Source organism: Salicola sp. Rm-C-2C1-2 (assembly GCF_040196175.1).
Lineage (GTDB): Bacteria > Pseudomonadota > Gammaproteobacteria > Pseudomonadales > Oleiphilaceae > Halospina.
Genome location: NZ_JBEFNF010000001.1, coordinates 1011987 through 1032812 on the forward strand (window position 1 = coordinate 1011987; position 20826 = coordinate 1032812).

Below are 20826 nucleotides of genomic sequence, written 5' to 3' on the forward strand. Positions count from 1 at the left end.
TCAACCTCGTGTAAGCGTTGGGTGAATAGGAAGGCTCAATCGGGGTCATGCTTGAGGTCGAGTTGAGTTGGAATCGCCCATGGAGATCGCATGGATTCTGCCGTTTTTTCAATGTCTTCAGACAGTGCTCGGTCATTGGTGAGCGGCGGTGATCGGTCACGAACCCAGGCCATCATCTGCCGGGTTGCGGTAGAGAGCAGGCTGTCGTCGGCCCGCAGCTCCAGGGCCTGAACGGCCATCAGCGCGTCGATGGCAAGCAGCCGATAGAGCAATGATAAAAGATGATAAGTGCGTCTTGCCCCAATGGTCCCCATAGTCACTACGTCCTGGTTATCACCATTGGTCGGGATGGATTGGATTGAAGCAGGTGTCGCCTGGGTTCGCATCTCTGCCAGTAGGGCGCTTGCGGTGACCTGAGCCCCCATGAAGCCACTTTGAAGGCCGGTATCCGAGCCCTGCAGGAAAGCTGGTAATCCCTGATTGAGACGAGGATTGGCGAGCCGGGCGATGCGCCGTTCCGCATGGACGGCCAGCGTGATGACTCCATTCGCCAGCGCATCCGAGGCAAAGGCTACGTGCTGACCGTAGAAGTTGCCACCATGCAGTGCCTGGTCCAGCGTAGCCGGCAGTATAGGGTTGTCAGTCACACTGTTGAGTTCCGTGTTTACAACCTGGCTATGCCAGTCCAGCTGGTCGGCCACTGCGCCGAGAAGCTGCGGCGCGCAACGCAGGCTGTAAGGATCCTGTATGGGCGCATTGAGCTGTTGCAGGATATCTGTTGCGACCTGACCCTCATCCGTCGTGGGGTAGGGGGGGCTTTCGTCCAGAGCCGCGAGCCAGCAATGGAGCTTCTGCTGGCCCGGATGTGGCCGCACCTGGCCAAACGCATGGTGCCACGCCTCGCGTCGCCCGTTCAGGGCTTGCGCGTGAGCTACTGTGGTCAACGCGCTCCAGCGCAATGCGCGATCTGCAAGACAGTCATTGAGCGCTGCAATGCCGGTCATGGCGGAGGTCCCATTAACCAGAGCAAGAGCATCTTTGCCCCCTGGCTCGAAAGGCTCCAGGCCAAGCCGTTCAAGGACCTGTGCCGCAGGCTCTGCTTCTCGGCCATGGTGGCGGATCCAGCCTTTTCCCATTAGAGCGCCGGTGATATGTGCCAGGGGTGTAAGATCACCGCTGGCACCCACGGTTCCCATGGCTGGAACCAGTGGAAGAGCGTCCTCACTGAGGCAGGTCAGCAGATGGGCCAGAGCGTCCGGTTCAATACCAGAGGCACCCAGGCTGAGGGCGCTGACGCGTGCGGCCATGGTGGCGCGGGTCTGTTCTGAGCTGAGCGCCTCACCAACACCCGCGCTCAGGTGCGCCACAAGGTTACGCTGCAGAGCCTCACTGTGATCATTGCCCACGAGTGTGTTGGCCAATGGCCCGTAGCCGGTTGTCACGCCATAAATGAGGCGGTTTTCAGACTGGTAGCGGGTGAGTCGTTGGTGGCTTTCCTGTATGCGATGCCAGGCTGTTTCCTCAAGAAGCAGGGGAGTGCCCAAGGCAACATGCTCCACGGCTTCAGTTGTCGCATCGCCCCCCGCCCAGCGGATCGCCTTACCAGTCACTCAGTTTCCCCAATTCATTGCGTGGCAGCATCTCGCCGAAATCAAAGCGCACCGGTCGTTCCGGCGCCGTGAGATGGTCCTGTGCCCATCGCCGTAGAGACTGTTCCAATGTTTCGGTATCCGAGTCAGCATCCGGTACGACGAATGCCTTGAGCCGGACACCATTGCCTGTGTCGAAAGGTCGAACCGTGCAGTCTGTAACGTCCGCCTGGTTTTTCAGCGCTTCCGCCACGGCAGTGGGATCAACGTTGGTACCAGCAACCTGAACGGCGCCATCCCGTCTATCCCCGGGGATCAAAGTCCGCTCATCGACCCATTCCAAAGTGTCAGGAGCATCAATGGTAGTGCTGAGGGGCCGTAGATACAGTCGATCCCCATCTCCATCGTCTGCACAATCCCAATGATCCAGAAGCTTGAAGGGCACACCCGGGTCGCACCGCCACCCAATTCCAGCGGTCTCCGACGAGCCATAGACCTCGGTCATGGAGTCAAGGCCCTGGCACCTGAGAGCTCGGATCAAATCCGGCGGGCAGGGCGCGGTGGATGTCACTCCGGCAATGCCCTGGTTGAAGCCCGTGCGGCGCCCGCTGCGATAGCGCCACCATTCTGGAAACCCGACGATAAGATCACCAGAGACGGGATCCAGTCCCTGCTGCTGGGCCACATCATTATGGTAATAGGGAATACCAAGGTTATCTGCCAATAGCGGCCCCCAAATGAATCCATAGATGTGGTGAGGTGGCGCGATTCCAATTATGCGGCGTCGGTCGTAAAAGTGTTCAGCGATCAGCACAGCCTCCGCCTCCAGATGCGGAATCGGGCGACGGTTGATTTTGGGGTCTCCGGTGGTACCGCCTGAGCGGAACCCGATCTGAGTCGTCCCTTGCTCGAGTGACTCCGTAATCAGCCCCAGCCATTGCTCGATGGTATCTCGTCGAAGCAGCCATTCATCGAGCCCGCTGGTTTCCAGATCAAAAAACTCATTGACAACCCTGGCCAGCGAAAGTTGCTCAATGGAATCCACAGCCAGGGGGCCATCTCTGAGGGGCCCGCCGGCAACTGCTTTGGCCACAAGTTCGCCTGTACTGGCGTTACGTTGTTTGGCCAGTTCGCTGCCAATGAGGTGGCTCAGGACCGCAAGGGTGTTTTCTGTGCTGAGCTTCATTACACGCGCTTGACGAAGATCCAGTAACTATCGTCACTCAGGGATTTTTTCATGTGCACTTTTACTTTCGTCGGCTTCATCTGATAGTCGAAAGTGTACTCAAACATGGTGCTCAGATTACCGCTCTTAACGCCTTCCTGAAACTTGCCGAAAAAATCATCAGTCTTGGTGCAGGGAGCAACGTCGGTGAAGAAGTTCTTGCCGATCACATCTTCAGGCTTACGCCCCGTGATCTCGCCTTCAGCCTTGTTGTAACTGATGATCTTGCCATTTTTATCAAGATTAATTGCACCAAAGGCAAGGTTATCAATGTCTTTGTCGCTCATTTCTGAAAGCTTGTTGCCGATATCGTCAGATCCGAAGTTTACGCGTTCCATGGGAACCTCCTGTGCTGTTTTGTTGGTTGCGTCAAGCTGTACGTGAAGAATACGCCGTGGAGACCAATTGTGTGTGTAAGAATATGTAACATCTGCTTGGTCGGGCGAATCCCAATTCCAAGGCGGACCCGGGGTCAGGGTCTGATCGGCTGTTTGTAGCCTGGCACCTGTTGACGCCGGGAATCGCATCAGTACAATACTCACCTGTTGTTGAGGAAGGCGCCACACCTTCCCGAATAGCGGGAATAGCTCAGCTGGTAGAGCACCACCTTGCCAAGGTGGATGTCGCGAGTTCGAATCTCGTTTCCCGCTCCAACTTCTCTTACCTTCCCAGGCGCGATGGCAGAGTGGTTATGCGACGGACTGCAACTCCGTTTACGTCGGTTCGATTCCGGCTCGCGCCTCCAGAAATCTCCCCAAGACCTTTGGCTTTAGCGTCAAGCCTGCCCCACAAGCTCTAAGCGATACTCGCGGTCATTGCCGGCAGATTTGATTCAATCGCCTCGTGGATGACAATGAACCGGAGGATATCCCGTTCCAAGATTCCATCCCGGGCCTGACGCAGCTTCCAACGGTCTGAGTCGGATTACTGGGTGCCAGGATATTACTGGGTGCCAGGATCAGGACGACTCGGTTTTTCTACCGCAGATCAGAGAATGAATCGATTTCCGACCATAGAAACCAGAAACAGGCTTAAAATGGCAAGAGCGAGGAAGCTCAGGATAACCATAGAAGGGCCTCAGGTGGCGACTTTCCCGGTGAGTGACTCTGTTGCTATTGTCGTAGAGCTGTCGACTCTTTCAGAGTATGTGTAAGGTTCCACAGAACCATCACTTTGGCAAGCGTTATGACAACATTCCCTGACAGGCGAACGCCCCAGTCTGCGGTGTCCACGGCCGATCTGGATGACCCGCTTTATTACCTGAAAAACTTCGAGACGGTGGTGAACTGGGTCGCGGGTCACTACGGCGATCTGCTGCTGGATGACGAGCAGACCCGATTGGATGATTTCCACTGTCTAAGTCGCGCTGCCCAGGGCCTTCTGGTTCGTATGGTGATGCGTCGGGGGGAATGTTTCCGGGGGGATCGACTGGACTATTGCGAGTTGGGAGTCCCTGAAACAAAAGTCATCGAGGAGCTGGTTGCTGCCGGCTGGGTTGACCAGGACCCGCAGCTGACGCTGGAGCAGCTCTTCCATCTCTTCACTCTGCATGAACTGCGCTTGTTTATGGCGGATTCTCTGCACCAGGCGGGTGTTTCGCGAAGTCTCCCTAAAACCCGTTTGCTGGCGGCGCTGAAACAGCGGTTCCCCGAGGCGCAGCCGAGTGCAACCTGGGGCCTGCCGGCCAAGGTGGTCAGGCTCCGGGACATGGCGCTGTTTGAGCGGGTGCGACTGATGTTCTTCGGCAACCTGCGTCAGGGCTGGCAGGATTTTGTGCTGGTGGAGCTCGGTTATCACAGTTATGAGCAGGTCCCTGTCACCGCTGATTCGCGGGCCTTTGATCAACGCCGAGACGTGGACTGCTACCTGCTGATGGAACAATGCCGGGAACGCCTGGATGCCGGTGAAACGCCGGCAAGCGTCTGGTGCGATCTTCCCTGCCCCCGGGACGACAATGCCTGGCTGGAAAACCGCCGTGGCCGGTTGCTGTTCGAATTGGGCCGTCTTGCCGAACGTGAGGGAAATCGCGACCTGGCCCTGAATGCCTTCACCGCCAGCCGACATAGGGAAGCGCGGCTCAAGGCCATCCGGCTGCTGGAACGAATGAAGGATTTTGACAGAGCCTGGACACGGGCCAGTGATGCTTGGCAGTCCCCGCGTGACGAGGCGGAAGAACGTGGGCTGGAGCGGCTGCTCAAGCGCCTGAGCAAGCGGCTGGATCGACCGGTCCTGCTGTCGTCGGTGGCGCCGGCCTCCATCCGGGAATGGCAACTCGTGTTGCCGTTTGTGGATTCAGCCCCGGTGGAAGTGGCGGTAATGCAGTATCTGAGCTCGGAGCCGGCGCCCGTTTACTACGTTGAAAATACACTGCTGAGCGGGCTCTTTGGCCTGCTTTGCTGGCCGGCCCTCTACGCACCCCTGCCGGGGGCGTTTTTTCATCCGTTCCATAACGGTCCGGCGGATCTCTATCGAGAGGACTTTGTCGAACGCCGCCGTAATCTGTTTGAGGATTGCCTGGGGTCGCTGCGAGACGGTCATTATGGGACTCGGATCCGTCAGGCCTGGCGGGACAAACAGGGCATCAACTGCCCCTTTGTATTCTGGCCCGCGCTGAACGAATCGCTGCTCGATGAAGCACTGGCGAGATTGCCCGCCAAGCATCTGGAGTTGGTGTTCCGTCGCTTTCTGGGGGATCTTCGCAACCATCGCAGCGGCTTGCCGGATCTTATCCGTTTTCATGACGAGACCCCGGGGTATGAAATGATCGAAGTGAAAGGGCCGGGCGATCGCCTTCAGGATCACCAGCGCCGCTGGCTCGAATTCTTCAGCGCCCACGACATCCCTGCGTCGGTCTGTCACGTTCGATGGAGCGATACTGATTAATGCGAGTCGCAGTTCGAACCCTGTGCGAATTCGCCGCAAGGACCGGCGATCTGGATTACCGCTACACCCCCTCACCCACATCGGAGGAAGGCATTGCCGGCCATGCCCGGGTCCAGGCCCGCCGGGGAACGGATTATCACAGCGAATACCAAGTCAGTGGCAGCTGCGAGGGGGTGGCGCTGACAGGCCGCATTGATGGTTATGACCCGGTCGTTGGCCGCATCGAGGAGATCAAAACCCATCGCGGTGACCTGGACCGGCTCTCCGGGGCCCAGAAGACCCTTCATCGTGCGCAGCTCCGCGCCTATGGCGCCCTGCTGTGCGACCAGGAAGGCCGGGATGAGCTAGAACTGGCCCTGATCTACTACGACACCGCTCGTGACCGGGAAACACCGCTTGTGGAGCGTGCCACACGCGCTGAGCTCCAGGGGGAGCTGCGCGCGTTAAGTGAGCGTTTCCTTACCTGGTGGCGCAATGAGGAAAGACACCGGCAAGCGCGCGATAAGGCCCTGGGTAGCCTGGGCTTTCCGCACAAACGCTTCCGCAGTGGTCAGCGGGGGCTGGCTGAAGCTGTGTATCGAAACGGCGTCAGGCACCACACTCTGATGCTTGAAGCCCCCACGGGTCTCGGCAAAACGCTGGGCACTCTCTATCCCGCCCTGATGGCGATGCCTCGGGCCAACCAGGACCGGCTCTTTTACCTTACGGCGCGTAACACCACCCGTCGAATGGCGCTCGAGAGCATCCAGGCATTGTATGAATACCAGCAGGACCCGCTGCCCCTGCGAGTACTGGAGCTGGTGGCCAAGGAGCATGCCTGCGAACATCCGGACAAGGCCTGCCATGGTGAATCCTGCCCCCTGGCGTCGGGATTTTTCGACCGACTGCCTCTGGCCCGCGAAGCGGCTGCTAATCACCGAGGATTGCTCACCCAGGACGTTTTGGCGGATATCGCCGCTGCTCACAACATCTGCCCTTACTTTCTGGGTCATGAGATGGCGCGCTGGAGTGATGTGACCGTGGCGGACGTCAATCGATTTTTCGATCAAAGCGCTCTGCTGCACGGACTTGTTCGCCAGAATGACTGGAAAGCCAGTGTGCTGATCGACGAGGCCCAGAACCTGATTGATCGGGCCCGGGGCATGTACTCCGTGGAACTCAGTCAGGCGCGCCTGCTTCGGGCACGCCGTCAGCCGCCGACCGGTCTGAAGTCTCCCATGGACCGGGTGGCCCGGGCATGGCAATCGCTCGCCAGAGAGCAGTCGGACGACACGCCGGTTTTTCTCGATGCCATCCCGCAGGCGCTTGTGGGCGCACTGCTCGGGCTGATCTCGGCCATCACCGATTACCTCACCGAGCATCCACCGGATACCGAGTTGCAGGAACTGCTGTTCGAAAGCCTCGCCTTCACCCGGTTGGCGGAATCCTTCGGTGATCACTCGCTGTGCCAGTGGGAGAAGCAGGGGCGGGGCAAAGGAGTGCTGCGCATCCAGAACCTGATCCCGGCGGATTTCCTGGCACCACGCTTTGCGTCGGCGGACAGCCTCACGCTTTTCTCCGCCACCCTGTCGCCGGGCGTCTATCACCGGGACCTGCTTGGCCTGCCGGAGGCAACCCATTGGCAGTCGCTACCCAGCCCTTTCAGCGCCGAGCAATTGCGGGTTCGGATGGCGCCCCATATCAGCACTCGAAAAGCGGATCGGGACGCTTCCCTCAAGCCCATAGCCCGGATCATTGCTGACCAGTTCCGCGAGAAACCGGGCAACTACCTGGCCTTTTTCAGCAGCTTCGCCTACATGGAGGCCGTCGAAAGCGCGTTGGAGGCGCAGGATTCGGAGATTCCCAGGGTCTGCCAGAGGCCTGGCATGTCCGTTGACCAGCGACACCAATTCCTAGATTCGTTTACCACGGACAGCCAAAAGGTGGGCTTCGGTGTGCTGGGCGGCATATTCGGTGAAGGCATTGATCTACCCGGTGAGCGTCTCATTGGCGCATTTATTGTCACGCTCGGTCTACCGCCTTTTGATCCCTGGCATGAGGTCCTGAAAGAACGGCTCCAGCGGCGTTTCTCTGCAGGCTATGAGTACACTTACCTCTATCCGGGGCTGCAGAAGGTTGCCCAGGCAGCGGGGCGGGTCATCCGAACCGACAGGGACGAGGGCCTCATCTGGCTTATTGATGATCGATTTGCCTTGCCGCGAGTCCGACAGATGCTGCCGGGGTGGTGGTTTGGTGTTCCTACTGAGTGACTCTGAACACCAGTTGCAGCGTTACTCATGCGTCATTAATATTCAAAAAATATGTATGTTAGCAGGGCTATCGGATGAGCATCGATGCGGATGTCGTCGACGCAACGCGGGACGATCTGGCTGATATACTCGCGAAACAGGAGACCTTTCTTTACGTGGATGTGCCGAAACTCGGGCTTTTCTGATGGAGGATCCAGAAACCGAAAACAGTGACTGGGGGCCCTGGCGTCGTTGCCCGGCAATCCGCTGATGTGGGTGCTGATTCTCGGCGCATTGGCGGATAACAGGGTCACTGCGTGCAGACGCTGGCTGATCGCCGGTCTGGCTCTGGAAAGCCTTTTCTGTGTCGTCAAGGTCGTGGAGTACGGATTCAAGATGGATCAGGGGCTGACGCCTGCCACTAATACCTTCTTCACTTATTACTACATGCTGACGGGCTTCCACTTTAACGACTCTGGTCGTATTTGCAGGCTACACGCTGAGCCAACCAGGTATTATAGGTTAAACCACAGCGGCACCTGAAAGGCTCAAGTGAAGGCGATGCGGGTGCCATGAGCCAGCATCTCGTCCTGATTCGGGGCATGACCCGAGACGCCGATCATTTCATCACCACACTGATCACTCCAGGTGAGAACACCATGAGTCAGGCCAATACTGCCAAGTAGATCCCGGATCTTGCCGGTTCCGTGAAAAGTGAGCGTGCGACCCTGATCGTCACACAGCTGGGTGTTGCTGTCGCCATCGTGGATGCGCACTGTGTAAATGCCATCCATGGATTGCACCTCGACCAAGGGCGATAGACCCTGGGAAATGGCATTGGACAGCTGTTTCAGGGTTACGTGGTTGCCAAGCTGGTAGGCTTCGATAGCCATGATGCCGCCTCTCTAATCTGATGGTTCGTTGTAGATTAAAACTTGCACGGTTCTGAAAGCAATTCCTGAACTGCCCTTTACTCAGAGCCGTTTTCGGGTGAGGCGTCCCAGCCTTGCGATGGCTGCGTCGACACGGTCCGCATCCGCGACCCCGCAGTTCACCCTGAGATACCGCTGGAACCGATCTGTTGGGGAAAACAGGGGGCCGGGCGCTATGCTGATCCCTTCGTTGAGCGCCTGCTGCTGTAGATTGAGTGTGTTCGCAGGGTCCGGAAGCTCCACCCAGAGAACAAACCCCCCCCGTGGCCGGCTGACGCGGCTCCCCCGCGGAAAGTGCTCCTGGATGCCCCGGGCAACCCGGTTGACCTGGCGCTGATAGATCCGCCGGATTCGCCGCAGGTAACGATCGTAACCGCCCTGATCCAGAAAACGCGCTAACGCAAGCGTCTGCAGTGTTGGGGCAGCCTGGTTGGTCGCATACTTGAGATAGGTGAGCTGTTCCCGGTAGCGCCCGGGAACCGCCCAACCAATACGCATACCGGAACCAAGCGTCTTGGAGAAGGAGCTGCAGTACAGAACACCACCGTCTGAGTCCCAGGCCTTAGCCGCCCAGGGGCGCTCACCACTGAATCCCAGCTCGCCATAGATGTCATCCTCAATAAGCGGAATAGCATGATCCGCCAGCAGCTTGACCGTGGATTCCTTACGGGCATTTGAGGCGAGGTGGCCCAATGGGTTGCCGTAGTTGGGCATCGCCACGCAGGCCTGTATGGGCCAACGCTGGATGGCGCTTTCCAGGGTTTCTGGGTGGATGCCGCCTCCGGGATCGGTGGGCAGTTCCAGTGCCCGCATGCCCTGAGATTCAATAGCCTGAAGAATTCCATAATAGGTAGGGGACTCGATGGCGATTATATCACCCGGGCTGGCTACGGCTCTCAGACTCAACGAAATTGCTTCCTGGCAGCCATTGGTGATGACTACGTCATCCGGGCTGATATGGGACCCCGCAGCCGCCATGCGTCGTGCGACCTGAACACGCAAAGACTCATCACCGGGTGGAAAATCGTAAACTGCGACACGGTTGCGGTGAACCCGACGCGCATGGCCGATGCAGCGGTCCAGAGCGGTCAGCGGTAGCAGTTGGGGATCGGGCACGGCTGTTCCGAGCGGCAGGATTCCTGGGGTGCCGTGATGCCGGATCAGCTCCAGAACGCGTGCCTGACCAGTAACCAGTGTTGGGCCATCTTCGGTGCTTTCCGGTTTGCGCCATTCAGCTGGCGCCGCATCAGGTTCCTGGACGAAAAACCCCGAACGGGGGCGGGCACGGATAATACCGCGGTCCTCAAGCAGTTGGCAGGCTTCAACCGCCGTAGCCAGACTCACACCGAATTGCTGGGAAAGCTTCCTGACACCAGGTAGTCGGTCGCCGGGGCTGTAGACATTGTCCTCAATTTGCTGGGCAATCTGTCCGGCCACATCTTCATAGAGCCATTTAGTCATTAGTACGTCCAGATAGGTGATTGGGTCGCTTCCATAAGGGGAAACCGAAAACTGTTATGGTTTCTTTTTTACGTTTCTGCATCTGTACCGTCAAACAGGATCCGCGTAGAGTTCGTCTTGGTCGTGGTCGGACGCCGGCATCAAACCCGCCCGGCGTTCCCGTTCCCATCGCTGGCCAGCCTGGTCCTTCAGGCGGTGGTGCCAACCACCTACCGATGGGGAAGCGGTATGCAACACCTGCATACGGTAACCACGGCAGGACTCCCTAAAAGATTCAAGCGGATGCTCCTGCGGACCAATTTTCAAGGAGAAATGAATCATGACAGCTGTAGAAAATGCGAATGCCGGCGAGCAGTACGAGCAGTATACGCCCAGTTTTGCGGAATACTGGGATGATCTGGTCGGCTGGGATGATCGCCTGGAGCGCGATGGACCATTCTACGAACGGCTGCTTAGGGCCCACGGTGCAAAAGATGTCGCCGACGTTGCCACTGGCACCGGCGTCAATGGGGTGGCCCTCGCGTTGGCGGGCTTCAACGTCACCGCCACTGACGGTTCAGATAACATGCTGGAAAAGGCCCGGGAGAACGCCAAGGCGCGTGGCGCGACTTTCGCTGATTCCCGCGTTGCTGACTGGCTGACTCTGGACGATACTCTGGGCAAGGAAAAATACGATGCCATCGTATGCCTCGGTAACTCCTTTACCCACCTGTTTGACCACGAGCAACGCCGCGATGCCCTGCACGCCATGTTCCGGACACTGCGCCCGGGCGGCATGCTGATCATCGATCACCGTAACTACGACACCATGCTGGACGAGGGCTACAGCTCCAAGCATACATACAACTATTGCGGTGACGGTGTGGATGTAGGCCCGGCCCAGCTGCATCGTCGCCTGGCCCAGTTCCATTACACCTTCAAGGACGGCCGCACTTTCCAGCTCAATATGTATCCGCTGCGTCAGAACTACGTGACACACCTTCTTGAAGACGCAGGCTTCGTCAACGTTGAGCGCTATGGCGATATGCAGCGTCCGTTCATCCTGAACCAGGTGGACTTCATCCAGCAGGTTGCCTTCCGTCCGCCGGAAGCCTGAAATCTGCTGAATGACTAAGTAGAAAACCCCACGGCTCCGGCCGTGGGGTTTTCTACTTAAGGGGTATCGATTGCGTTTGCTGGCAGGGGTTTATACAATTCGTCTGCTTATGCGGCTGTGGTGGAATGGGTAGACACTAGCGACTTAAAATCGCTTGCCTTTATGGCGTGCCGGTTCAAGTCCGGCCAGCCGCACCATCCTTTTTTTTGTTGAATGCTGTCTCAGCGTACGAGTTCGTTAGCCCGGGCCTCATTGCCTGCTTCCCGGTGGGCTTCGGCGAGATGCTCCCTGATTTCAATGGCATCCGGCGCCAACTCGTGGGCCGATTCAAGCACCTCGATGCTTTTGCCGACATTGCCATTGCGGAAAAGTATCCATCCGTAGGTGTCCACAATGGAAGCAGCTTCCGGATTGTTGTTGTACGCTTTTTGCGCCAGTTCCAGTGCCCGTTCCGGATCGTCTTCATGAATCAGCCAGGCGAGGTTGTTCAGTGCAACCGCATTCTCTGGTGACAGCTCAAGCGTGCGTTTGTAGGCCTGGCGGGCAGCTTTCAGGTTGTCCGCGCTCTGCTCAAGCATGGCCAGGTCAAGATGAAGGCGGGAGGTCTTCGGGAAGCGCTTGATCGCTCCCTCAAGCACATCAATCGCGCGCCGTTCGCGGTCTGCTTGGCGCAGCGCGCGGACCTGATGCACAACAGTCTGTGGGGAATCGGCCTTATCCCTTGCAAGCTGGTACAGGTCAACAGCCTGGTCGTAACGACCCTGATCCGCCATGTATTCAGCCTCCAGCAGGAAGGGCCGGGCAGAGTCCGGGTGCTGGGTCTTAGTCGTGCGCAGGATATCACGGGCATCTGAGGCTCGGTCCGCTTCAAACTGGAGGCGGGCCTCAAACAGGGCGAGGCTTTCATGTTTGCCATAGTGTTGCCGGCCCTGGCGCACCAGGGCCCTGGTGCGGTCGTTTTTGCCTTGGCGCTCGGCAGTACGGGCAGCGGTCAAATAAGCACCGGCAATCATCGAGGCTTGCTGCCTGCTGTCATTAAGGCGGTCTTCGATCGCGGTAACCAGCTCGGAAGCCCGTTCATCATTGCCACGGTTCAGGGCCGCCTCAAGCAGATAGCGAAGCGGTGCGGTCGCTGATTCGCTTTGGTCCGCGATGCGCGCCAGGAATGCGCGGGCCGTATCTTCTGCATCGTGGTTCGCGGCAATGGAGACAAAATCCTGAATATAGGCGGAGTTATCCGGCGCAAGCTCAATGGCACGGCGCAAGTGCTCAAGGGCAGGATCCGCGTTGCCGGCCCTGGCCTCCAGAGCGCCCAGGGCATGGTGACTAGCCGGTGAATCATCCATCTTGATGGCTTGCCGGTAACGTTCGCGAGCGGTTGCGGACTCCCCGCGGAGCTGAGCAAGGTCGCCTGCGAGGTTGCGGGCGAACACGCTGTCGGGCTGGTCCTCAAGCCATTGATTCACAACCTCGCTGGCTGTTTCGTGATCGCCGTTTTCCGCGAAGAGACGGGCGAGTAACGCGCGCGGCTGCTGAGCCGCAGGTGTCTTTTCAATGGCGGTCTCAAGCTGTTCACGGGCCTCTCCATGCTCGCCCTGCGCCGCCAGATACCGGGCAAATCGAACCCGAAGATCCGTGTTGTCCGGAGCCATCGTCAGAGACTGTTCAATCAGGTCCCGCCCCAGCTGACTTTCTCCACTGCTCAGTGCCGCGATACCAATCAGTGCCACCACGCCAGGGTCATTGCCCTCAGGATCGAGGTTCTCCAGCATCTTTCGGGCTTGTTCCGGACGTTGCAGCTGTATCCGGGCGGCTGCCAGCATCTTGGTCAATTCACCGGACTCTGCCTTGTCAGAGTATTCAGCCAGCAGTGGCTCGGCATCGTCCATGCGCCCCTGCTGAAAGCGGATGACCCCTAAGAGGATACCGGCCTGGTCATGACCGGGAGCCTGGGCAAGAACCTCTTCAAGATGACCGGCGGCTGTTTCAAAATTGCCTTCGCTATAGGCCTCACGAGCAGCGTCCATGCCAGAGCGCAACGTCCCGGGTGCCGAGTTAGCCAGCATCTCTTCGTACACGAAAGCCTGGGAGGCATTGCCATTCTCGCGCAGCACTTCGATCAGGGCGGTGATGGTTTCGTACTTACGGCGCGTCATCACATCATAGCGCCCAATGTCCTCAAGAGCCTTAGTGTAGGCTTCAGCGGCCGCCTCATTTCGGCCTTCCTGATGGGCGACCTGCCCCCGCCAGAGCCAGACTTCCGCATCCTTCGCGTTCTGCTGCTTTGCCGCTTTCAGGTGGTCACGAGCCTTTGCGGTGTTACCCTGCTGCCAGGCAAGCCGTGACAGACCCAGATGAGCCATGACCGCGCCCGAGTCGGCGTTCAGGACCTGTTCGTAGGCATCTCTGGCAGCGGTGGTATTGCCTGCTTGGCGATGGGCATCCCCGGTGAGACGCTGCGCCTTCAGTTTCTGGCTCTGCTCCGGGTCACGAAGTGCGCTGAGGGCCTCAATGGCACCCTGCCAGTTCTCCTGGATCAGCCTTGCGCGAGCACGTGCCAGCGCCATGCGGTTGAGGTTGCCACGGTGCTCAGGGTTGTCACGGTCAATACGTTTGGCCAGTTCATCAAGCCGGCGCTCCGCGGTTCCACCATCACCGGCAGTGATCAGGTTATTGATTACGAGAAAGTAGGGCTCAAACTGCTCCGGTTGCAGATCCATGGCATTGCGGGCTTCCTGGGTGCTTGCCTTGAGCTCGCCCTGATCCTGAAAGAAGCGTGCCTGATCCATGTGGCTCAGGTATTCGACTTCCGCCTGGCTCATCTGGTCATCATTGCTGCAACCAGCCAGAGCCGCGAGCAGCAGTAATAGCACCGGCCAGGATTGGCGATGTTTCATTGGTGAACCCCCTGAGCGACCGAGGTCGCAATACTGTGCTTGTCGGTGAGGTTATAGAGCGTGGGTCGGGTCACACCCAGAAGCCGTGCTGCCTGGGCCATGTTGTAATCGGCACACTGGAGGGCTTGGGTGATGGCACGTCTCTCTGCATCCTCGCGCACCTGACGCAGGTTAAGCGCTGACGCTGCGTCGTTTTCCGCGGGATCCAATTCCAGGTCTGGGGCGGTGATGCGTTTGCCTTCGGCCATGATGGTGGCGCGCTTGACCTTGTTGATCATCTCTCTGACGTTGCCTGGCCAGTGGTAGGCGCGTACTGAATGTAGGGCATCCTCCGAGAAGGTGAGGCCGGTGCGTTGCATCTGACTGGAGAACTCCCTCAGAAGGGATTGGGCGATCAGAACGGCATCGCCTTCACGTTCCCTCAGAGCGGGGACTGGGACGGTGATTTCGCTCAACCGGTAATACAGGTCCTCCCTGAAATGTTGGTTGCTGATCAGGGTTTCAAGATCCTGGTGGGTGGCGGCTACCACACGCACATCCACCGGTATCGGGCGCACGCCGCCGACCCGCTCAATGACGCGTTCCTGTAGAAACCGCAGCATTTTCACCTGCAGGGCTGGCGGCATGTCACCGATCTCATCGAGGAAAAGGGTGCCGCCGTGAGCGGCTTCCACCTTGCCCTGTTTGCTCTGACTGGCGCCGGTGAAGGCCCCTTTCTCATATCCGAAGAGTTCGCTCTCAAGGAGGTTTTCGGGGATCGCGGCGCAGTTGATGGCTGCGAAAGGCTTGTTCCGTCTGGGGCTCAGATCATGCAAAGCCCGCGCCAGAACCTCTTTGCCGGTACCTGTCTCACCAGTAATCAGGGTGGTTACGTCCGCGGGCGCAATCTTCTCGATAGTCCGGCAGGTCGCCATCATCTGCGGGCTCGAGGCGATAATGCCCTTAAGGCGGACACCGTTATCGCCGACGGCAAGGCGTTCGTTCTCGCGCTCGAGTTCGTAGAGGCGGAAAGCGCGGTTGACAACGAAGTTGAGAATGTCACTGTCAAGAGGCTTCTGGTAAAAGTCAGCGGCGCCCATGCCTACGGCTCTCACCGCGTTCTCCCGGTCTTCGCGGCCAGTAACAACGATGACCTTGATGGCCGGAGCCAGGGTAAGCATGTCCTGCAACAGACGGAACCCTTCGCTGGCGCCGCCAGGCTCCGGGGGAAGCCCCAGATCCAGTGTCACGACCTGGGGTTCAGAACGTCGCAAAGCGGCCATCGCCTCCTCACGGTCTTCAGCGACGGTCACTGTGGTGTACTCATCAAAACACCAGCGCATCTGGCTCTGAAGGCCAGGGTCATCTTCGACGATGAGCAGACTACGGGATACGGCATTTCCCTGCATGGTTTTTCCTTACTGCGGCCAGCGCAGTCAACGCGTCCTTAGATTGAGCGTATGCCTCTTACGGCCCGATTCCAATAGTGGATGATAGTTAACGTGACTCCTGCGGCATTTCAACCTCCGCAGAGGTCTCGGATGCGGATAATGGCAGCTGGATGGTGAAGCACGAACCCAGCCCTGGTTCACTGGTCACATCCATGGCACCTCCGATCTGCCTGACGTATTCCTGTGCCTGGTACGCGCCGATGCCCATACCCGTCAGCCCTTTGGTGCTCTGAAAAGGGCGGAATAGTGAGTCCCTAATGAAGCTCTCGCTCATGCCATAGCCGGTATCCTGAATGAACAGGACAGCGGCGTCGCGGCTCGTCTTGAGGGTAAGGCTGACATCACCGTCACGAGCCGTAGCGTCCTGGGCATTCTGGACCAGGTGGGCGAGTACGTTCTGTAGCTGCTGCGGATCGGCACGCACAATGACGCTGGTCTCGGGGCCCTCATAGACCGGTGCTGGCTCCTGGGCGTTGCGCTGGCGGGTCACCTGCTGCGCGAGTTCAGCCACGTCCAGTTCGATCTCCCGCTCTTCGGTCTCCGGTTGCCGGATGTGCTCCACGAGACGGGACATTTTGTTTACCGCATGATCCGTGGTGGCGATCATGTCATCGATGAACTGTGGATTGTGCCGGTGTTTCGGGGCATTGCTGACCAGCAGGGATAGTTGCGCGATCAGTGTCTTGAGGTCGTGAACCATGAATGCGGAAGCCTTATTGACCGCCTCAAACTGCATGGCCCGGGATAGCCGGCTCTGGGCATCAGCCTGGGCAAGGAAGTTGCTGAGCTGGCGCCCAACAACACGGATCAGGTCAAAATTCTCCCAGTTGAGATCGACACGGGTGAAGGGGGATCCAACCAGTGCAATGCCGTAGAGTTCACGTCCAAGATAGAGAGGAATGATCAGCCACTGGTCACTGAATTCGAGAATAGCGTCCGGGATTTCCAGAAGGTTGTAGCGCACAGGATCCACTGTGTACTCATCCATGTCGAGGATCCATTCGCGTTCCCGGAAGAATCGCACGAGCTCAGCGTCGTCGTCGATCTGGGTATGTTTGGGAGCCATCAGGCCGACACAAGCCTGCAGGGCAAAATAGCCCTGGTCACCGCGCAACCAGAGAGCCCCGGTCCGGCTCTCGACCAGCCCTGCCAGTGTGCGTATGGCCCGCTCGGGCAGGGGAGGGTCTTCGTTAAGATTGCTGAAGGTTTCCGTCATCTTCAGCCATTCGTCGCGGTAATCGTATTTATAGTCAAAAAAGTTCTGGCTGATGAACATCATGACCCGGGCTCGGAACCAGTGGGAGCTCATCAATAGGACAAACATCAGGGCAAATCCCGCGACAAACACGATCTGCAGCCCCTCTCCCCATTCACCACCTGCCAGCCGGACGTAGTAACCTCCGACGGCGACAATCAGGAGGTAGATGCCGCCGAATACCAGAGTGCCTGCGTGGTAAACGAAGGTACGTGACAGCTGCAGCTGGACCGGCTGACGGCGGGCGTTGATTAGGTTGACCGCGAACAGGGGTGCGACCAGTGCATTGACCGCACCGCGGGCGTCCCACAAGCCATTGGAGATGCGATTGAAAAGCAGCGCATCAGCGTAGAGCAGGAATTCAAAGACGAAGATACCCGCAATGCCAAAGCAGATATAGCGGATGCTGGAGCGCCCGTAGGCCGAAGCATTCCGCCAGATCTGTTCCAGCACAGAGATCCCCAGCAGTGAAATGGCGAGCTGGGCGAACAGCATGGCACGAGCTGAGAGAATAGCCCCACTCAGAACCCATCCGAGCAATACGGAGAGCGTCAGTAGAACGAGAATTGCCAGAAGGGCGCCGCTGGCGAATACCAGCATACGGCGTGAAACGCGGCTGTTATCCCGTGCGTCGCGTACCAGAGCGAACAGAACCAGTATCCAGGCCGTATTGCGGGCCAGTTCGGCGAGATAGCGCAGGACGAAGTCCGGCCACCCCCAGAGTGACTGGGCCGCTATGGCGACAGCCCAGATCGCGGTTAAAGTGGTCGCAAGAAAAAGGACCTGATCCGTTCTGCGCCGCAGGTAACGGTAAGCGGTGAATGCTGCCAGCACTCCGTAGACCAGAGCGGCTGCAAGATGGCTGACAACACCGAATTCCAGCAACTGTTACTCCCTTTGCTCATTCGGAGTCGCGTGCGTTCAGGATTGGTACCGAAGCTCGCGATAGTAACGGAAGATTGTTTCCAGCTGGCGTCCTGGTTCGAACTGGAAACGATGGGCGAACTGACGCCCGTCAATAATGACAGGATACTTGAAAAAATCCATCAGATACGAGGGGAAGCGTCGCATATTGAGCGTCCGCAGCATCGTCTTGGGGAGGACCGGCGGGATCGAGGGAACAGGAATCGGGCGGCAGCCACAGGCCTCGAGCGCATCACGATAGTCCACCCAGTCTTCGGGTGCCACGTTGAAAATGCCAGTATGGGGTTGGCGGTAGGCGGTCTCGATGGCCCGGGCCATATCCTCGCTGTGAATGAATTGCATCATGGGCGAGAAACCTGCCATAACAGGCGCATTGCGAGAGGCCAGCAGCCGGCTCATGGTGTTGCGCACACCAGGACCGACGATATTGCACGGTCGCAGGATGGTGATGTTGAGCTCAGGGTTGCGCCACAGGTAGATGGTCGCGAGGTTCTCCAGCTCTACAGAGTCCACCAGATCCATGCTCAACCCGGCACTTTTCAGTGGATAGGATTCATCGATCAATGCTGGATTAAACGCGTTCGCACCGTAGACATGATAGGTGGAAAGAACAATGACTCGCCTGACTCCGTAGCGATTGCTCAGAGAGAGCAAGCGATCCGTACCAAGGACATTGGCATTGTAACGGCTCAGCCGGGTTCCTTGGCTGGACATGATGCGTCCGAGATGAATGACACCGTCAAAACGATAGCGCCGGAACAGATCCTCGAAACCGCGCTTCTGGAAATCAACTCGGTAACTTGGAACATCCGGTCCGAGCCAGACCTCCTGGCGAAAATCCACCGCTACGATTTGGTAATCGTTGCGCAGGCGCTGGATCACCTGCTGGGCGAGAGCGCCGCCAGCGCCCGTAACCAGCAAGGTAGGTCGGCTGTCCGTCGAGTCGCTCAAAACACCCGCTCCCGTTCACTCAGACCCTGATCAATCAGATTACTGATGGCATTACGGACCTGATCCACATGCCGCGCCAGGGCCTCCTCGGTCATTTCGGTGGCCGGCTCAAAGCGCATGGGCTCCCCGAAACGCAGCAGTACCCGGCTCGGAAGAACTACCGGAGCGGCCACTGGTACATAGGGTACGCCAAGCCAGCGGGCCAGCGGGCGGATATTGCCGAAGGCCGGCATCGTCTCCTCACATCCGACCACCCCGACTGGAACCACGGTTGCGTTGTGTTCCATGGCCAGGCGCATGAAGCCACTGCCGAAACGCTTAAGCTGATAACGTTCGCGATAGGGCTTGCCGGAGCCACGGATGCCTTCCGGGAAAACGATGATTGCCTCACCGTTTTCCAGCATGCGCGCACAGTTCGCCGGATCTCCCAGAACCGCACCTACCTGGTTCAGCAGATTGCCCAGCCAGGGCACTGTCGGGAAAAAGCGCTCGATCATGGCGCGTGGAAGACGAGGGTTGCGGCCTCTATTGGCGATGGTATAGCCGATCATGAGCCCGTCCAGAGGCAGCTGACCGCTATGATTGGCCACAAGCAACACTGGTCCCTCGGGTGGTACGTTGTCCTCGCCACGACTGTCAACACGGAACCAGCGGTCATGCACCGGCCGTACCAGTGTCATGCCGATTTTTGCTGCATCCTCCTGAAACCCCCAAGGATCATGCCCCAGACTGCCCGTGGTCTTGCGTAGGCGATCCACTTGGTGCTCAATCGCTTCAGGCACAATCTGCTTCTTCAGGTATTGTCTCAGTTTCATGCCAGGCCCCGGGTTCAGGTATAATAGGATTTTTACAGAAAGCATGCGCCGGAGTCCAAGCCCATGGCGGAAGAGCAAGACGACAATCCCAATAATGAAACCAGCCAGGAGCAGCAGCTGGCGGACCGGATCAAGGATTCAGCGCGCCAGATCTGGCTGGCCGGACTCGGAGCTTATACCAAAGCGGAAGAAGACGCCGAGCGTTTCTTTGAGCGACTGGTCAAAGAGGGCGAGGACATCGAGGAACGTACTCGGGGCGCCGTAAACCGGCAAGTGAAAGCAGTTGAGGACAGTGTAGGAGAGGTGCGTGACCGCGCCTCGGGTACCTGGAGTCGGCTTGAGTCGGTATTCGATCAAAGGGTCTCAAGGGCCGTGGACCGACTGGGCATTCCCACTCCGGGGCGAGTCCGCGAACTGGAGCAGCAGGTTCAGAAACTTCAGGAGGATGTGGATGAACTGCGGACAGAGCTGAAGCGACGCGATGACTGACGCCGTCTAGTAGAGATAATTCTTGCTCATCGCCTCCAGTGCCTCGCGCTCCTCAGCGCGCAGGTAGGGGGCGACCAGTACCATGACCTGATAGACCCCCCGTCCCAGATCTACGGCATCTTTCTCGTTCAAGTGGGATAGCATCTCAAAACTGAGCCAGTAATTCAGAGTCAACACAATCTGGTGGCACAGGGCTTCAACCTCCTGATCGCTTGCCAGGAGGATGCCCTGTTCCCGCAAACTTGCACAGATCCGGCGGCTCGCCTGATACTTCTGTTTCACAATGCGCTGAAAACTTGGCTGCAGGATAGGGTAACGCGACAGGACGTTCACCAGATCCTGGTACAGGAAGCGATAACGGGCGATGGTTTCGAACAGCAGGTGCAGAAAGAGCCATTGGTCATCGACCGAGATCTCCACCTCGGGTACCGCCAGAAGTTCCTGGATTTCATGCTCATAGCGATCGTAAAGCTGGGTAACGATGTCGCTTTTGCTCTTGAAGTGGTAATACAGGTTACCCGGACTGATATTGATCTCGTCCGCGATTTGCAGCGTAGTTACGTTGGATTCCCCGCCCGCATTGAACAGTTCCAGGCTGGCGTCGAGAATCCGGTCACGGGTCTTGCGCTTCATGGGGCCGCACCATCCCAG

16 protein-coding genes and 3 tRNA genes are annotated in these 20826 nt (G+C 58.3%); 8 read left to right on the top strand and 11 right to left on the bottom strand.

From position 1 onward, the window contains the following. Nucleotides 1-35: 35 nt before the first annotated feature. The 3 genes from AAF659_RS04590 to pyp are packed head-to-tail and all read right to left on the bottom strand — an operon-like array spanning nt 36 to nt 3152. Entirely contained in the window at nt 36-1610 is a 1575-nt protein-coding gene (locus AAF659_RS04590) for an HAL/PAL/TAL family ammonia-lyase (RefSeq protein ID WP_349750505.1), read from the bottom strand. After that, nucleotides 1600-2775 carry an AMP-binding enzyme gene (locus AAF659_RS04595; protein WP_349750506.1) on the bottom strand — a complete coding sequence of 392 codons (1176 nt, stop codon included), beginning with the start codon at nt 2773-2775 and terminating at the stop codon, nt 1600-1602. Before AAF659_RS04595 ends, AAF659_RS04590 begins: the two co-directional genes overlap by 11 nt. Next, nucleotides 2775-3152, bottom strand: coding sequence for a photoactive yellow protein (gene pyp / locus AAF659_RS04600; protein ID WP_349750507.1), 378 nt, complete (start codon nt 3150-3152; stop codon nt 2775-2777). Before pyp ends, AAF659_RS04595 begins: the two co-directional genes overlap by 1 nt. Before the next feature lie 239 nt (nt 3153-3391). Between pyp and AAF659_RS04605 the strand changes: the two genes are divergently transcribed. The 5 genes from AAF659_RS04605 (at nt 3392) to AAF659_RS04625 (ending at nt 8468) form a co-directional block, all read left to right on the top strand. Further along, a tRNA-Gly gene (locus tag AAF659_RS04605) sits at nt 3392-3467 on the top strand. Nucleotides 3468-3485: 18 nt separating this feature from the next. Further along, nucleotides 3486-3559 (top strand) — tRNA-Cys (locus AAF659_RS04610). Between the two features lie 440 nt (nt 3560-3999). Continuing rightward, on the top strand, nt 4000-5697 hold the full coding sequence (locus tag AAF659_RS04615) for a VRR-NUC domain-containing protein (RefSeq protein WP_349750508.1): 1698 nt from the start codon (nt 4000-4002) through the stop codon (nt 5695-5697). After that, nucleotides 5697-7946, top strand: a complete 2250-nt coding sequence (locus AAF659_RS04620) for an ATP-dependent DNA helicase (protein ID WP_349750509.1) — start codon at nt 5697-5699, stop codon at nt 7944-7946. The genes AAF659_RS04615 and AAF659_RS04620 overlap by 1 nt, the downstream gene beginning before the upstream one ends. 231 nt (nt 7947-8177) lie before the next feature. Then, nucleotides 8178-8468 carry a cytochrome c oxidase subunit 3 family protein gene (locus AAF659_RS04625; RefSeq protein ID WP_349750510.1) on the top strand — a complete coding sequence of 97 codons (291 nt, stop codon included), beginning with the start codon at nt 8178-8180 and terminating at the stop codon, nt 8466-8468. A 5-nt stretch (nt 8469-8473) separates the two neighbouring features. Here the strand turns inward: AAF659_RS04625 and AAF659_RS04630 are convergent, their stop codons facing one another. Both AAF659_RS04630 and AAF659_RS04635 read right to left on the bottom strand, forming a co-directional pair. Beyond that, nucleotides 8474-8818, bottom strand: a complete 345-nt coding sequence (locus AAF659_RS04630; protein WP_349750511.1) for a DUF6482 family protein — start codon at nt 8816-8818, stop codon at nt 8474-8476. A gap of 81 nt (nt 8819-8899) precedes the next feature. Next, nucleotides 8900-10318 carry an aminotransferase-like domain-containing protein gene (locus tag AAF659_RS04635; protein WP_349750512.1) on the bottom strand — a complete coding sequence of 473 codons (1419 nt, stop codon included), beginning with the start codon at nt 10316-10318 and terminating at the stop codon, nt 8900-8902. A 319-nt stretch (nt 10319-10637) separates the two neighbouring features. On the opposite strand from AAF659_RS04635, the gene AAF659_RS04640 reads away from it, so the two are divergent. Both AAF659_RS04640 and AAF659_RS04645 read left to right on the top strand, forming a co-directional pair. Beyond that, complete coding sequence (locus AAF659_RS04640; RefSeq protein WP_349750513.1) at nt 10638-11414, top strand: class I SAM-dependent methyltransferase; 777 nt, start codon at nt 10638-10640, stop codon at nt 11412-11414. Nucleotides 11415-11525: 111 nt separating this feature from the next. Continuing rightward, nucleotides 11526-11611 (top strand) — tRNA-Leu (locus tag AAF659_RS04645). Nucleotides 11612-11635: 24 nt separating this feature from the next. Here AAF659_RS04645 and AAF659_RS04650 read toward each other — a convergent pair. The 5 genes from AAF659_RS04650 to AAF659_RS04670 form a co-directional block, all read right to left on the bottom strand. Further along, nucleotides 11636-14311 (bottom strand): tetratricopeptide repeat protein, encoded by a 2676-nt coding sequence (locus AAF659_RS04650; protein WP_349750514.1) that lies wholly within the window; start codon nt 14309-14311, stop codon nt 11636-11638. Then, complete coding sequence (gene prsR, locus AAF659_RS04655) at nt 14308-15699, bottom strand: PEP-CTERM-box response regulator transcription factor (RefSeq protein WP_349750515.1); 1392 nt, start codon at nt 15697-15699, stop codon at nt 14308-14310. Before prsR ends, AAF659_RS04650 begins: the two co-directional genes overlap by 4 nt. An 88-nt stretch (nt 15700-15787) precedes the next feature. Then, the gene (gene prsK / locus AAF659_RS04660) at nt 15788-17881 is read right to left on the bottom strand and encodes an XrtA/PEP-CTERM system histidine kinase PrsK (protein ID WP_349750516.1); all 2094 of its coding nucleotides are present in this window, start codon (nt 17879-17881) and stop codon (nt 15788-15790) included. Nucleotides 17882-17917: 36 nt separating this feature from the next. Next, on the bottom strand, nt 17918-18871 hold the full coding sequence (locus AAF659_RS04665; RefSeq protein WP_349750517.1) for an SDR family oxidoreductase: 954 nt from the start codon (nt 18869-18871) through the stop codon (nt 17918-17920). Further along, complete coding sequence (locus AAF659_RS04670) at nt 18868-19686, bottom strand: lysophospholipid acyltransferase family protein (protein WP_349750518.1); 819 nt, start codon at nt 19684-19686, stop codon at nt 18868-18870. The genes AAF659_RS04665 and AAF659_RS04670 overlap by 4 nt, the downstream gene beginning before the upstream one ends. A 63-nt stretch (nt 19687-19749) precedes the next feature. On the opposite strand from AAF659_RS04670, the gene AAF659_RS04675 reads away from it, so the two are divergent. Further along, nucleotides 19750-20175 (top strand): phasin family protein, encoded by a 426-nt coding sequence (locus AAF659_RS04675; protein WP_349750519.1) that lies wholly within the window; start codon nt 19750-19752, stop codon nt 20173-20175. A 6-nt stretch (nt 20176-20181) separates the two neighbouring features. On the opposite strand, the gene AAF659_RS04680 is transcribed toward AAF659_RS04675, so the two are convergent. Next, nucleotides 20182-20808, bottom strand: coding sequence for a TetR/AcrR family transcriptional regulator (locus AAF659_RS04680; protein ID WP_349750520.1), 627 nt, complete (start codon nt 20806-20808; stop codon nt 20182-20184). Nucleotides 20809-20826: the final 18 nt, after the last annotated feature.